Origin of the sequence: Promicromonospora sukumoe 327MFSha3.1, assembly GCF_000385135.1 — a bacterium.
Classification (GTDB): domain Bacteria; phylum Actinomycetota; class Actinomycetes; order Actinomycetales; family Cellulomonadaceae; genus Promicromonospora; species Promicromonospora sukumoe_B.
Genome location: NZ_ARQM01000003.1, coordinates 42831 through 55262, shown reverse-complemented (window position 1 = coordinate 55262; position 12432 = coordinate 42831). Strand labels below are relative to the sequence as shown.

Below are 12432 nucleotides of genomic sequence, written 5' to 3'. Positions count from 1 at the left end.
GGGGGCCTTCGTCGTTCCCACGACCGGGCCGGGCCCGCCGGATCAGAGCAGCTCGACCGGGAACAGCTCCGTCCGCGCCACGACCCGGTCCCGCTCCGCGGTCAGCGCAGTGCGGCGCGGGTCGGCGAGGTACCCGTCGAGCTCCGCCTGACCGGCGAACCGGTAGAGCTGCACCTCGTGCGGCCGGCCGGCCGCGCCGTCGGACGCCGCGCGCTGGAGCACCGTCCCGCCGTGCTCCGGGACCAGGGCCAGCACCTTGTCCTCGTAGGCCGTCAGGCCCGCCTCCTCGCCCGGCTGCGCCCACAGCAGGCAGCACAGCCGGATCTCGTCGTGGTTCGTCATGGACCGAGCGTAGGGCTCGCGGGTACCGACAATTTGTCCGGTTGTTGCCTGCTGCACCCGTGGAGTTCACCCGGCCCGGCCAGGTTTGTCCTCCGGGCGCGCTCGGAGCCGTCCATCTCACGGACCACAGGGAGGACGGCCATGCGGCCAGTCACCAGGAAACAGCGGGGCCGCCAGCAGGCCGGCCTCGTCGCGGCGGTCACGGCGGCCACGCTCGCCATGACGGGCTGGGCAGCGACGTCGTCGTCCGCCGCCCCCGCGGACACGGCGCGTCCCGCCGCCTCGACGGCGACCGCCCCGCACCAGCCGGAGGCCCCGGCCACGGGCAGCCCGGTCCTCACACCGGACGAGGGCGAGTTCCTCGAGGGCACCGTGCCCGTCGCGGCCGAGCCCGTCGCCCCCGGCGACGACGTCGCGAGCCTGACCGTGGACGGCGACGCCGTCCCGGGCGCCACGGAGACCCACGGCACGTCCGTGCTCGGCTACACCGTGGGCACCAACTCGACCGAGGCGCGGTACAGGAACTACGTGTCGGTCAACGGCTCGGAGCCCATCCACCTGCCCGATGCCGTGAGCCAGCGCGTCGAGCTCGAGGTGCCCAACGAGTACCTCGTGACCGGCGAGAACACGGTCGAGGTCGTGGTGGGCACCATCGACTCCGACTGCGGCGTCAACCACGACGACTTCGTGCTGTCCGACTTCACGCTGGCGCCCCTCGGCGAGCTCGCCGACGGCGAGGAGAACGAGTACACCTACTCGTTCGGCGACGGCACCTGCGGCAGCAACACCAGCCTCCTGCTGCGCGCCGAGCTGACGTTCTTCGTCCAGGGCGACCCAAAGGGCACCACCGGACTGAGCGCCGACCTCGACACCACCACGCTGACCAACGGCGCGCACACGATCGAGGCCACCACGGCGTCCGGCGACTCGACGAAGCACCAGGTCCGCGTGAACAACGCGCCCGCCGGCGCACCGCGCCTGACCCCGGTCGACGGCACGCTGGCCAACGGCACGGTCACCGTCACGGGCGCCCGCCCCGCGGACGGCGAGGGTGCCACCGCTGAGCTCACGGTCGACGGCGACGCCGTCGAGACCACCGAGACGCTCGGCGCGGGCGACGCGGCCTTCTCGTTCGACGTGGGCTCGAACGCCGTCGACGGCAAGGCCGCGAACCTGCTGGTCGTCAACGGCATCGAGATGCCGCTGGGCGGCTCGTACGCGAGCCAGCGCGCCGACGTCCCGGTCCCGAACGAGTGGCTGCGCCCCGGCGACAACACGGTCAAGGTCGTGACCGGCACCTTCGCGGGCGACTGCAACCGCGACGACTTCACCATCTCCAACCTCGCGCTCACGCCCGCCGCGGGCACCGCGACCGGCGTCGGGCTCAAGCCCTCCTACGCCATGGGCGACGGCACCTGCGGCTCCAGCGGCACCGCCCTGCGCGAGATCACCGTCACCTTCACGGTAGACGCCCCCGCGCGCGGCCTGCGTGCCGACGTCGACACGGCCACCCTGTCCGACGGCGAGCACGAGCTCGCGGCGACCTCGACCACGGGCGAGACCGCAACCCGCGCGCTGTTCACCGACAACTCCGGCCCCGCGCTGGTCTCCGCGACCCCGGCCGACGGCGACCGGCTCACCTCGGCCGTGGCGCTCGCGGTCGCGCTGGACGACGCCTCCGGTGTGGTCGAGGGCCCGGACGTCACGCTCGACGGCGACGAGATCGCCGTGGGCGACCCGGTCGGCCCGGGCCTGTCCGCGGGCGAGCACACGCTCGAGGTGTCCGCGACGGACGGCCTCGGCAACGAGGTCACCCACGAGATCGCGTTCGTCAGCGCCGGCATCCCGGACGCCCCGGCCGACGTCGCCCCGGCGTCGGGCACGAAGGGTGTGGGCCGCACGGCCACGCTGGAGGCGAAGGTCGCCGGGCCCGACGGCGGGAAGGTCACCGCGCACTTCTCCGCCGCGGAGATCCTGACCCCGAACAAGGCCTGGCAGGGCCGTGCGGCGCAGGTGCCGACCACGCTGTCCACGCGCGGTGAGAAGAAGGTGGGCACCAAGGGGCTCGAGCCGGGCGACGGGAAGTCCGTGGACTCCCTGGCGTCGGGCGACGTGACCTATCAGCGGTTCGACGTGCCGGTCCGCGGCAAGGTCGAGGCGCCGGTGCTGCGCTGGGAGGGCACCGCCGATCCGGCGCGCCTGGTCAGCCTGCGGGCGTGGAACCCGGACACGCGGGCCTGGGACGTCGTGGCCTCGGCGCGGGGTGCGGCCGAGGGCGGCACCGTCCTGGAGGGCACCGTGTCCCGCGACTACGTGGACCGTGGTTCGGTGCACGCCATGGTCACGGGCGAGGATCCCTTCGCCGACGACATCGACGCCGGCGACAAGGACCGGTTCGAGGACCCCGACGACTACGACTTCTCGATGGTGCACTACACCGACACCCAGTACCTGACCGAGGGCGCCGTGGAGCAGGAGACCGCCGAGGAGCGGGCCGTCTGGGCGCAGGGCTACAACGGGGTCATGGACTGGATCGTCGACAACGCCGACGAGCGCAAGATCGCCTACGTGGCGCACACCGGCGACATCACCGAGACCAACATCCGCGCGTTCTCGGAGGAGCTCGAGGACCAGGTCATCGGCGAGTTCGAGTTCGCCTCTCAGGCGCAGGCCCGGATCGACGCCGCCGGCATCCCGAACGGCGTCGTCGCCGGCAACCACGACAACCAGTCGGGCACCGACGCGACGCTCTACAACGAGTACTTCGGCCCGGACCGGTACGAGGCGCTGTCCGAGGGCTGGGAGGACGCCTCCTACGGCGGCGTCATGGAGCCCGGCTCGAACGAGAACCACTACGACCTGTTCTCGGCCGGCGGCCTGGACTTCGTGGTGGTGGGCCTGTCCTACGGCGTGACCCGTGACGAGGCCGAGTGGGCGGCGTCGATCTTCGACCGGTACTCCGACCGCAACGGCATCCTGCTGACGCACGACTACCTGGAGCCGTCCGCGTCGCCCGACGGGCGCGGCGCCAACTTCGGCGGGTCCGATGGGCCGCTGCTGTACAACCTGCTCGTCAAGGACAACCCGAACGTGTTCATGGTGCTCGCCGGGCACCGGCACGGCGTGGGCACGAACGTGCGCCCGCCCGTGGTCGGCGACATCGGCGGCGGCGTGGTCGAGCTGCTCGCGGACTACCAGTTCTACACCGTGTCCGCCGGCCAGCTCGGGCTCACCGAGATCGGCGGGTACGACCCGGCCGACCAGCTCCAGTTCGGTGCCTCGTTCTTCCGCATGCTGCAGTTCGACGTCGACCGCGGTGAGGTCTCCATCGACACCTACTCGCCGCTGCTCGGCGAGTTCGGCGCCACGGAGTACGACACCGAGCACCGGTACAACGGCCTCGAGGACAACATGGTGCTGCCGGTCGACCTGACCTCCCGCAGCACGTCGTTCAGCACCGAGTCCGTGGTGCTGTACGACCCGGTGCGCGAGATCGGCCGGGACACGGTGGCCTCCGGCGAGGTCGCCTCGGTCCGCTGGTCGGGCCTCAAGCCGGGCCGCACCTACGGCTGGTTCGTCACGGCCCGCACGCCGGGCGGCGGCACGACGACGGCGTCGCCGGCGTACTTCACCACGGCGCGGCGTTGAGGCCCGGCCCTCTCCGCGGACGCACCGTGGCCCTGGCGGGGCTGCTCGCAGTGCTGAGCAGCCCCGCCGTCGGGCAGACCGCCTGGGCGCACGACGCGACCAGCGACGTGTACGCGGAGGTGACCGCGGCGCCGTCGTCCTCCGCTCCGGAGGACGGCGGGACGGACGTCGTGGCCGTGCTCGACCTCGAGTACGACCTGCTCATGAAGTCCGCATGGCTGCGGGCCGAGGCGTACGAGGCGACCGGCAGGGACGACCAGCTCGCCCAGCTCGACGAGCACGAGGCCGAGGTGAACGGGTACGTCACCGACCGGTTCGCCGTGGCCTACGACGGCGAACCGTGTGCCCCGGCGCTCTCCGGCGTCGACCTCGTGGAGCGCGGGGAGCGGCCCTACGCCTCCCTGACCTACACGTTCGCCTGCGACGGCGAGGCCGAGGGCGTGCACGAGGTCTCCAGCGCGCTGTTCCCGGACGCGGAGTCGTTCGTGCACTCGACCGAGACGATCATCCGGTACTCGCTCGACGAGGAGGACGGCTCGGCGGTGCTCACCGCGGCGTCGCCCAGCCTGACGACGGGGGAGCACCGGCTGCTCAAGCAGGTCGGCGAGTTCTTCGTGCTGGGCGGCGAGCACCTGCTGTTCGGCATCGACCACGTGCTGTTCCTGCTGGCGCTGCTGATCGGGTCGCGCCGGCTGCGGGACGTCGTCCTGACGGCGACCGCGTTCACCGTGGCGCACTCGGTGACGTTCCTGCTCGCGGCCCTGGGCGTGGTGTCGGTGCCGGCGATCGTGGTGGAGCCGGTGATCGCCGCGTCCATCGCGGTGGTGGCCGTGGTGGACCTGGTGCTGATCCGGCGGGGCGGGTCTGGGGGCGGGTTCGGGCTCGGGGGCTCGGCGTCGGCCGGTCCGACGTCGGGCACGGTGCGGGACGCGCTGCGGTGGCGGGCCCCGGCCGGTCTCCGGGACGAGAGCGGCGCCTGGGACCGGTGGCGGCTGCCCGTGGTGTTCGTCTTCGGGCTGGTGCACGGCGTCGGGTTCGCGGGGGCGCTCGGCATCGACGCGGCCTGGTCGTGGACCCTCCTGTGGTCGCTGCTGTCGTTCAACGTGGGCATCGAGGCGGTGCAGCTCGGCATCATCGCCCTGGTGTTCCCGCTGCTGGTGCTGTTGCGGGTGCGTGCGCCGCGCACGGCCCGCTGGGTGCTGCTCGCGGGCTGCACGGCGATCGCGGCGGTAGCCCTCTGGTGGGTGGTGGAGCGCCTGGCGTTCTGAGCGGGATCCGCCGAACGTAGGGTTGGTCGGCGCATGAGCGCTCATGCGCCGACCAACCCTACGTTCGACGGGCTTGAGCCTGGGCCTGGGGCTGGGGCTGGGGCTGGGGCTGGGGCTGGGCCTGGGGCTGGCGCCGTGTGGCCAGGCTGGCGTCCGCCAGATCGAGTGACGGCGGGCAGCTCAGCCGGCGCCGTCGATGAACATGATCCAGGTGTTGAGTTCCCGGACGGCCTCGTCGAGCGTCAGGTGCGGACGACCGGCCGCCTCCGCTGCCGCAGCGAAGTCCGGTCCCCAGTGCGGGTACGGAACGACCGTGCACGGCCATTCGCGCGGCATGCGCCCAAGGCGTCGAGCGTCGTCCGCGCGTGCGCCGAAGACGTCGACACAGGCAGCTCGCAGGTCGTGAGCCGTTGCCGCGTTCTCGAGCTCAGCCAGTCCACGGAGCGAGAGCAGGTCGACGACGTCGCGTGCTCGGTCGTTCCTGTGCGCAGGCGGCTGGTGGGGATCTGTGCACGCATGCAGCTTCTGCGCGATCTGATAGCGCAGTGCAATACCCAGCAGACGATCCGGTGACGGCAGACCGAAATGCTCGAGCGAGGGTGCCGTGAGCACGTCGCTGTCCCGGGCCGCCGAGCCTTCCTCGGGAGCGATCTCGACCTGAATCCGTCGCCAGACCTTGCCGCGGAGGCCGAGCCGGACGTCGAGCCGGCGCGGCCTGGTCACGCGGGCCGGCGTCTCGATCGTCTCGACCGGGCCGCGTTCCAGCGTGAGCGGCCCCCAGGGCTCAGCGAGGATGGTGTCGAGGTCGTGGACGAACTGCTCGATGTCACCGTTGATGATCCCGTCGACGTCCTTCGTGGGGCGTGCCGAGCGGCCGAGGCGGTGCTGAAGGTAGGTCCCGCCCTTGAGCAAGAACCTCGGTTCCGACGACGAGCCGACCGCGCGCTGCAGCGCTGCGACCACCACCGTGGACGCCACCAGCCAGCCCAGCCGACCGCTGTCGAGCTCGACCCTGTCGTGGGCGGCGGTGACCCAGGAGTCCAGGACCCGTGCGTTCGTCGGCTCCTTGTCGCGGCCCGGCAGCGAACCGATCAGCGCGATGGGGTCGTCGGCCGTCACGCTCGCCGGTCCAGACGCGCGGTCAGCGCCTCCGCGTCAGCTGCGGCGAGCCGCCCGGCCTCTGGGGCCCGCTCGAGCGCCTGTCGGATCAGATACGTCGGAACACCGCTGTCGATGCACTGCCGGATGGCGGTCGGGAGCGTGACGGTCGGAATCTCGTCCCACCAACCGGTCTCGTCATCGGCCAGGTCTTCATGGTGGACGGTGTACAGGTCGCCTCCTGACCTGCGGATGCGCCGTCCGCGCGGCACGGTGAGGTGGACTCGCCCTGGGTTGATGTCTGATACGTCGTACGCGGCCAGCGCTGTGTCGTGGCTCAGGCACGCCCGAGGCTCGCCCGTCCAGAGCACCGCGAGCATGTAGGGCTCGTTCGGGCCGGCCGGGAACCGGGGAAACCGGTAGACCGCGGTGGCGGCCCGTTCGAGCTTTCCTCGTTGGGCGAGCATCATCACGGCGTCCTCGCTGATCCCGAGACCTCGGGCGTCGGACAGTGTGATGAGGCCATGTTGGTCGAGGGCTACCTGCCACAGCAGATCCTGTGCCGTCATGTCCCACCTCGACGTCAAAAAGCTAACGGAATCATGAGTATTTTGACATAGCGCTGACATCGGGGTGGTGCTACTGGCTGTTCTCATGGCGACGATGGTGGCGCATTTACAGCTACTTGGCGCTCGATGGCGCCGCTTGTTGCGTATACGCAACGGCTAAGGGTGCGCCGCCCAGAACGTCTCCAGCTCCGCGTCCAGTGCCTGGGCCACCTGCATGGGCAGCGAGTGCGTGGTGTCCGGCCAGATCTTGACCTGCGCGTCCGGGATGAGCCGGGCCTTCTCGGCCGCCGCCTCGCCGCCCGCCAGCGACGAGTCGCTCGCGATCGCCACGTACACCGGCATCGGCAGCGCCCCCAGCTCCGCGTCGGTCAGCACGCTGGGGTTCGGCAGCCCGGACGAGCTGTAGCTCTTGGAGCCCACCGAGATCATCCGAGCGAGCGGGTCGCCGGGGTCCACCTCGTCGTCGGACACGCCGCCGATCCGGTTGAGAGCCGACTCCCGCCACGACTGCGGGAAGAACGGCAGCGACACCGGGATGGTCGTCAGGACGACGGAGAGCGGCATCATGCCCAGCGTCATGACCGGTTCGAGCAGCGTGAGGCTGGCCAGCCGGTCCGGGTGCCGCACCGCCACGGCCGCCGCGAGCCCGCCGCCCTGCGAGTGCCCCACGAGGTGCACCCGGTCGAGGCCGAGACCGGCCAGCGCCTCGTCCACCCAGCGTGCCGCGTCGGCGACGTCGCGCAGCGCCACGGTCTGCTCCGACAGACCCGTGTCGCCGAGGGTGTCGAAGGCGTACACCGTGCGGTGCTCGACGAGGTCGGGCAGGTTGTCGGCCCACATGGGGGTGGCGGCCGAGCGGCCCGGCAGCAGGACCACGGGGGTGGCGTCGGGGTTGTCCGCGTGCACCCAGGCGTAGGCGCGGACGGTGCCGAAGCTCGTGGCGACGTCGTGCGTCGCGGTCGGCTCGGGCAGGGCGGCCATCGCGTCCGCGTACGCGTCGTCGTACGCCTGGCGGGCCTCGGGAGTGCGGAAGTGGCCCACGCCGGGACCGCCCGCCGCGACGAGCAGCACCAGCCCGCTCGTGGACACCGCCGCGACGACGGCGAGCAGGACGATCGGCCAGCGACGGCGCCTGGGACCACTGGTTCGCGTGCTCATCGGGGTTCCTCTCGACGCCGGGGCTTTGCAATGCACTCGCATCGTAACAGGTAGCGATGCGACCGCATTGCTACCCTGGGTCCATGCCGAGAGTCGTGGACCACGAAGAACGCCGGTGGGAGATCGTCTTCGCGCTCTGGCTGGTCATCGCCGAGCAGGGGATCGAGGGCGTCAGCCTGCGCCACGTCGCCGCCGAGGCCGGTGTCTCGATGGGCCGCATCCAGCACTACTTCGGCACCAAGGACGCCCTCGTCCTGGCCGGCTGCACCGCCCTCGTCGACCGCGCCTACGGCGGCTACCAGGAGACCGCCGACGCCGCCCCGCGCGAGCGGCTGCTGCACGTCATGACCCAGCAGATCCCGCGGGACGACGCCGGGCGCATCGGCGTCAGCGTCTGGTACGCCTACGTGGCGAAGTCGATCAACGACGCCGCCGTCCGCCAGGTGCTGGCCGAGGCGCGGCGGGGCGCCGAGGACGAGTGTGTGCGCCTGATCCGCGCCGACCGGGACGTGAGCGCCGAGACCGCGCTGGCCCAGGCCCGGCGGCTGCTGGCGCTCGCGGACGGACTCACGCTGCGGGTGCTGGTCCGGGACCTGGAGCCGGCCGAGGCCGTGGCGATACTGGAGGCCGAGGTGGGCGCGGGCTGAGCGCTCGGGCCCGGTGTCAGTCGGGCCGGTCCGGGCTTCCGAACAAGCCTCGGAAGGCCTCCTCGGCGGTCCGGGCGACCTCGACGTCCCGCGCCTGCCGGGCGCCCCGGTCGACGGGCCCGTCCCAGGCGCGCATGTCCTGGGCCGGGCCGTCGAGCAGCCCGCGCCGGATCCACCCGAGCACCAGCTCCGGCCCGGCGACGCCGCTGCGCGCCGCCATGGTGCCGAGCCGGTCGGCGTCCGCGCCGGAGAGGTCGACGACGACCCGCCGTCCGTCGAGCTCGACGCGCGAGCAGGGGGCGCGGTCGGTCATGGGCGCTTCCGATTCGAGAGGGCCGAGGATTTGATCATGACGGCTGGCTGGCATCCGGTTCGGCAATCGTCGATCGAAGGATCTCGTCAGCGCGTGAGGCGAATGACGGATCACCGCTCGAGACGATCGGGAGCTTGACGGGTTCGTTCGACGCATGGTGGCAGGAGTGCTCGTCCTGCCCGGGAGGTTCTGCTTCAGGGGCGATAGCCAGCATGTGCGGCTCCTGGAAGTGGTTGGCGAGGCGGCTGCGCCCAGCCTGCCCGGCGCGGCCGCCGGTCCGCGCGGCGGGCCGCGAATCAGTGCGGATACGCAACGCCCGCCCGCGACCTCGTACGCTTTTCCCGTGAGTCAGCCCGCTTCCGCCCAGCCCGACACCGCTCGCCAGGACACCGAGACCCCGCTCGACCTCTCGGGGTTCCGGACCAAGCCGGTGTCCTTCGTGCGCCGGTCCGGCCGGCTCACGGACAAGCAGAAGCGGCTCTGGTCCGAGCGCCGCACGGCCTACGTCGTCGACGTACCGCGCGCCATCGCGCGCACCTCCGTGCACCCCGAGTACGTGCTCGACGCCGCGGCGATCTTTGGGCGCACCGCCCCGCTCGTCGTGGAGATCGGCTCCGGCCTGGGGGACGCCGTCGTCGGCGCGGCCTCGACGGATCCCGGGCGGGACTTCCTCGCCGTCGAGGTCTACCAGCCCGGGCTGGTGCACACGATCGCCCGCGCCGAGCGCGCCGGCGCCGCCCTGGGCCAGGACGGGCTGCCCAACCTGCGGCTCGTGCAGGCCAACGCGGCCGAGCTGCTCGAGACCACGGTCCCGGCCGGCTCCGTGGACGAGCTGTGGGTCTTCTTCCCGGACCCGTGGCACAAGGCCCGGCACCACAAGCGCCGCCTGGTCACCGCCGAGTTCGCGGCGCTCGCGGCGCGCGTGCTGCGCCCGGGCGGGACCCTGCGCCTCGCGACCGACTGGGCCGAGTACGCCGAGCAGATGATCGAGGTCCTGGAGGCCGACGAGAACCTCGTCAACGCGCACGGTCCGGGCAGCCGCGCCCCGCGGTTCGAGCGGCGGGTGCTGACCGGGTTCGAGCGCAAGGCGCACGACGCCGGGCGCGAGATCGCGGACCTGGCGTACGTCCGGCGCTGATGTTGCGCTGACCTGCCGGTTCCCGTCGGCGAGCGGGTGAAAGCCGCGTCGGATGTAACGACTTGGTCAAGTCGCCGAACGCGCCGTCTGATCTGTTTGCCCCAAACGTGTGAGGTACGGCACATTGGGCCGGGTGCGAGATGCGCACACCGGGCCGCGGCAGAGCGCGCGCCCCCATGAGCCAATGGAGGCGTCATGAGTGACGTACAGGCTTCAGGGTCTGCAGAAACCGATTACCAACGCGTCGAGAGATCGGACGAGTTCCAGAGCCTCCGCAAGGCCTTCCGGAACTTCGTCTTCCCGATGACGGCGCTGTTCCTCGTCTGGTACTTGCTGTACGCGCTCATGAGCACGTACGCGCACGAGTTCATGAGCATCCGGGTGGCCGGCACCATCACGGTGGGTCTGATCTTCGGGCTGCTGCAGTTCGTGTCCACGTTCGTCATCACCACGCTCTACGCGCGGTGGGCCAACGACAAGTTCGACGCCCGGGCGCAGGCCCTGCGCGAGGAGATCGAGGAGGGCGAGCTGTGAACGGGACAGTCATGGCCGCGGCGGCGACCAACGTCGGCAACACCTGGATCAACATCGGCATCTTCGCGGCGTTCGTGGTGGTCACGCTCATCGTCGTCTTCCGCGTCTCGCGGCAGAACAAGAGCGCCGCCGACTTCTACGCCGGCGGCCGCAACTTCACCGGCACGCAGAACGGCACCGCGATCGCGGGCGACTACCTGTCCGCCGCGAGCTTCCTCGGCATCGCGGGCGCCATCGCCGTCAACGGCTACGACGGCTTCCTCTACTCCATCGGCTTCCTCGTGGCCTGGCTCGTGGCCCTGCTGCTGGTCGCCGAGCTGCTGCGCAACACCGGCAAGTTCACGATGGCGGACGTGCTGTCGTTCCGGCTCAAGCAGCGCCCCATCCGCATGGCGGCGGCGCTGTCCACGCTCGCGGTCGTCTTCTTCTACCTGCTGGCCCAGATGGCCGGCGCGGGCGGGCTCGTCGCCCTGCTCCTCGGCATCACGGACAAGGGCGGCCAGGGCCTGGTGATCGCCGTCGTGGGCGCCCTCATGATCCTGTACGTGCTGGTGGGCGGCATGAAGGGCACCACGTGGGTGCAGATCATCAAGGCGACGCTGCTCATCCTGGGCGCCGGCGCGATGACGATCTGGGTGCTCGCGCGGTTCGGCTTCAACCTGTCCGCCGTCATGCAGGAGGCCGTGAACATGGCCGGCGAGAACGGCGAGGCGATCCTCGAACCGGGCCTGCAGTACGGGGCCTCGGCGATCTCGCAGCTCGACTTCCTGTCGCTCGCGCTCGCCCTGGTGCTCGGCACCGCGGGCCTGCCGCACGTGCTGATGCGCTTCTACACGGTGCCGTCGGCCAAGGAGGCCCGCAAGTCCGTGGTCGTGGCCATCTGGCTGATCGGCATCTTCTACCTGTTCACCCTGGTGCTCGGGTACGGCGCGGGCGCGCTGGTGGGTCCGGAGGCGATCCTCGCGGCGCCGGGCGGGCAGAACTCGGCGGCACCGCTGCTCGCGTTCGAGCTCGGCGGCGAGATCCTGCTCGGCATCATCGCGGCGGTCGCCTTCGCGACCATCCTCGCGGTGGTGGCCGGCCTGACGATCACGGCGGCGGCGAGCTTCTCGCACGACATCTACGCCTCGATCATCAAGAAGGGGCAGGTGTCGCCCGACGGCGAGGTCCGCGTGGCCCGCTGGACCGTGGTCGTCATCGGCATCATCGCGATCATCGGCGGCATCTTCGCCAACGGGCAGAACATCGCGTTCCTCGTGGCGCTGGCGTTCTGCGTCGCGGCGGCGGCGAACCTGCCGACCATCATCTACTCGCTGTTCTGGAAGCGCTTCAACACCTCGGGCGCGCTCTGGAGCATCTACGGCGGTCTGATCTCGACCGTCGTGCTGATCATCTTCTCCCCGGTCGTCTCGGGGAAGCCGGCCGACCCGGTCACCGGGCTCAGCAAGTCGATGATCAGCAACCCGGACATCGACTTCCACTGGTTCCCGCTCGACAACCCGGGCATCGTGACCATCCCGCTCGCGTTCCTGCTCGGCATCGTCGGCACGTACCTGAGCAAGGAGCAGTCGCACCCGGAGAAGTACGCCGAGATGGAGGTCCGCTCCCTGACGGGCGCGGGCGCCGAGAAGGCGGTCTCGCACTGACGCTCCACCCCTGAGCTGCGGCCTGCCCGCTGCCCGAGGACGGCCGTGGTCACCTCTCGCGAGAGGTGACC

12 protein-coding genes are annotated in these 12432 nt (G+C 71.3%); 6 read left to right on the top strand and 6 right to left on the bottom strand.

All coding sequences use genetic code 11. The annotated features are described in order from the left end of the window. Window positions 1-42 precede the first annotated feature (42 nt). Entirely contained in the window at window positions 43-342 is a 300-nt protein-coding gene (locus H291_RS0101785; RefSeq protein WP_020013264.1) for a hypothetical protein, read from the bottom strand. A 141-nt stretch (window positions 343-483) separates the two neighbouring features. Here H291_RS0101785 and H291_RS32140 point away from each other — a divergent pair, with 141 nt between their 5' ends. Further along, window positions 484-3990, top strand: coding sequence for a metallophosphoesterase (locus H291_RS32140; protein WP_020013263.1), 3507 nt, complete (start codon window positions 484-486; stop codon window positions 3988-3990). A gap of 26 nt (window positions 3991-4016) precedes the next feature. Next, window positions 4017-5258 (top strand): HupE/UreJ family protein, encoded by a 1242-nt coding sequence (locus tag H291_RS0101775; protein ID WP_020013262.1) that lies wholly within the window; start codon window positions 4017-4019, stop codon window positions 5256-5258. Window positions 5259-5438: 180 nt separating this feature from the next. On the opposite strand, the gene H291_RS0101765 is transcribed toward H291_RS0101775, so the two are convergent. The 3 genes from H291_RS0101765 to H291_RS0101755 all read right to left on the bottom strand — a co-directional run bounded on the left by H291_RS0101765 (window position 5439) and on the right by H291_RS0101755 (window position 8083). Further along, window positions 5439-6377 carry a nucleotidyl transferase AbiEii/AbiGii toxin family protein gene (locus H291_RS0101765; RefSeq protein WP_020013260.1) on the bottom strand — a complete coding sequence of 313 codons (939 nt, stop codon included), beginning with the start codon at window positions 6375-6377 and terminating at the stop codon, window positions 5439-5441. Next, window positions 6374-6925 (bottom strand): type IV toxin-antitoxin system AbiEi family antitoxin domain-containing protein, encoded by a 552-nt coding sequence (locus H291_RS28245; protein ID WP_020013259.1) that lies wholly within the window; start codon window positions 6923-6925, stop codon window positions 6374-6376. Before H291_RS28245 ends, H291_RS0101765 begins: the two co-directional genes overlap by 4 nt. A 156-nt stretch (window positions 6926-7081) precedes the next feature. Then, window positions 7082-8083: an alpha/beta fold hydrolase gene (locus H291_RS0101755; protein WP_020013258.1), complete on the bottom strand. Its 1002-nt coding sequence runs from the start codon at window positions 8081-8083 to the stop codon at window positions 7082-7084. Window positions 8084-8166: 83 nt separating this feature from the next. On the opposite strand from H291_RS0101755, the gene H291_RS0101750 reads away from it, so the two are divergent. Beyond that, window positions 8167-8730: a TetR/AcrR family transcriptional regulator gene (locus tag H291_RS0101750; protein WP_026365287.1), complete on the top strand. Its 564-nt coding sequence runs from the start codon at window positions 8167-8169 to the stop codon at window positions 8728-8730. Between the two features lie 16 nt (window positions 8731-8746). Here the strand turns inward: H291_RS0101750 and H291_RS0101745 are convergent, their stop codons facing one another. Beyond that, window positions 8747-9043, bottom strand: coding sequence for a hypothetical protein (locus H291_RS0101745; RefSeq protein WP_020013256.1), 297 nt, complete (start codon window positions 9041-9043; stop codon window positions 8747-8749). 34 nt (window positions 9044-9077) lie between these two features. Continuing rightward, window positions 9078-9257, bottom strand: coding sequence for a hypothetical protein (locus H291_RS34050; RefSeq protein WP_198012384.1), 180 nt, complete (start codon window positions 9255-9257; stop codon window positions 9078-9080). 129 nt (window positions 9258-9386) lie between these two features. Between H291_RS34050 and trmB the strand changes: the two genes are divergently transcribed. The 3 genes from trmB to H291_RS0101730 all read left to right on the top strand — a co-directional run bounded on the left by trmB (window position 9387) and on the right by H291_RS0101730 (window position 12361). Next, window positions 9387-10181 carry a tRNA (guanosine(46)-N7)-methyltransferase TrmB gene (trmB, locus tag H291_RS0101740; protein WP_020013255.1) on the top strand — a complete coding sequence of 265 codons (795 nt, stop codon included), beginning with the start codon at window positions 9387-9389 and terminating at the stop codon, window positions 10179-10181. 195 nt (window positions 10182-10376) lie between these two features. Next, window positions 10377-10715 (top strand): DUF485 domain-containing protein, encoded by a 339-nt coding sequence (locus H291_RS0101735; RefSeq protein ID WP_026365286.1) that lies wholly within the window; start codon window positions 10377-10379, stop codon window positions 10713-10715. 11 nt (window positions 10716-10726) lie between these two features. Further along, window positions 10727-12361: a solute symporter family protein gene (locus H291_RS0101730; RefSeq protein WP_020013253.1), complete on the top strand. Its 1635-nt coding sequence runs from the start codon at window positions 10727-10729 to the stop codon at window positions 12359-12361. The last annotated feature ends 71 nt before the right edge of the window (window positions 12362-12432 follow it).

Excerpts from the sequence above, each read along its gene's own strand:
- H291_RS0101785 (WP_020013264.1), bottom strand. The coding sequence starts at position 342 with ATGACGAACCACGACGAGATCCGGCTGTGCTGCCTGCTGTGGGCGCAG.
- H291_RS32140 (WP_020013263.1), top strand. The coding sequence starts at position 484 with ATGCGGCCAGTCACCAGGAAACAGCGGGGCCGCCAGCAGGCCGGCCTC.
- H291_RS28245 (WP_020013259.1), bottom strand. The coding sequence starts at position 6,925 with ATGACGGCACAGGATCTGCTGTGGCAGGTAGCCCTCGACCAACATGGC.
- H291_RS0101755 (WP_020013258.1), bottom strand. The coding sequence starts at position 8,083 with ATGAGCACGCGAACCAGTGGTCCCAGGCGCCGTCGCTGGCCGATCGTC.
- H291_RS0101750 (WP_026365287.1), top strand. The coding sequence starts at position 8,167 with ATGCCGAGAGTCGTGGACCACGAAGAACGCCGGTGGGAGATCGTCTTC.
- H291_RS0101745 (WP_020013256.1), bottom strand. The coding sequence starts at position 9,043 with ATGACCGACCGCGCCCCCTGCTCGCGCGTCGAGCTCGACGGACGGCGG.
- H291_RS34050 (WP_198012384.1), bottom strand. The coding sequence starts at position 9,257 with ATGCTGGCTATCGCCCCTGAAGCAGAACCTCCCGGGCAGGACGAGCAC.
- H291_RS0101735 (WP_026365286.1), top strand. The coding sequence starts at position 10,377 with ATGAGTGACGTACAGGCTTCAGGGTCTGCAGAAACCGATTACCAACGC.
- H291_RS0101730 (WP_020013253.1), top strand. The coding sequence starts at position 10,727 with ATGGCCGCGGCGGCGACCAACGTCGGCAACACCTGGATCAACATCGGC.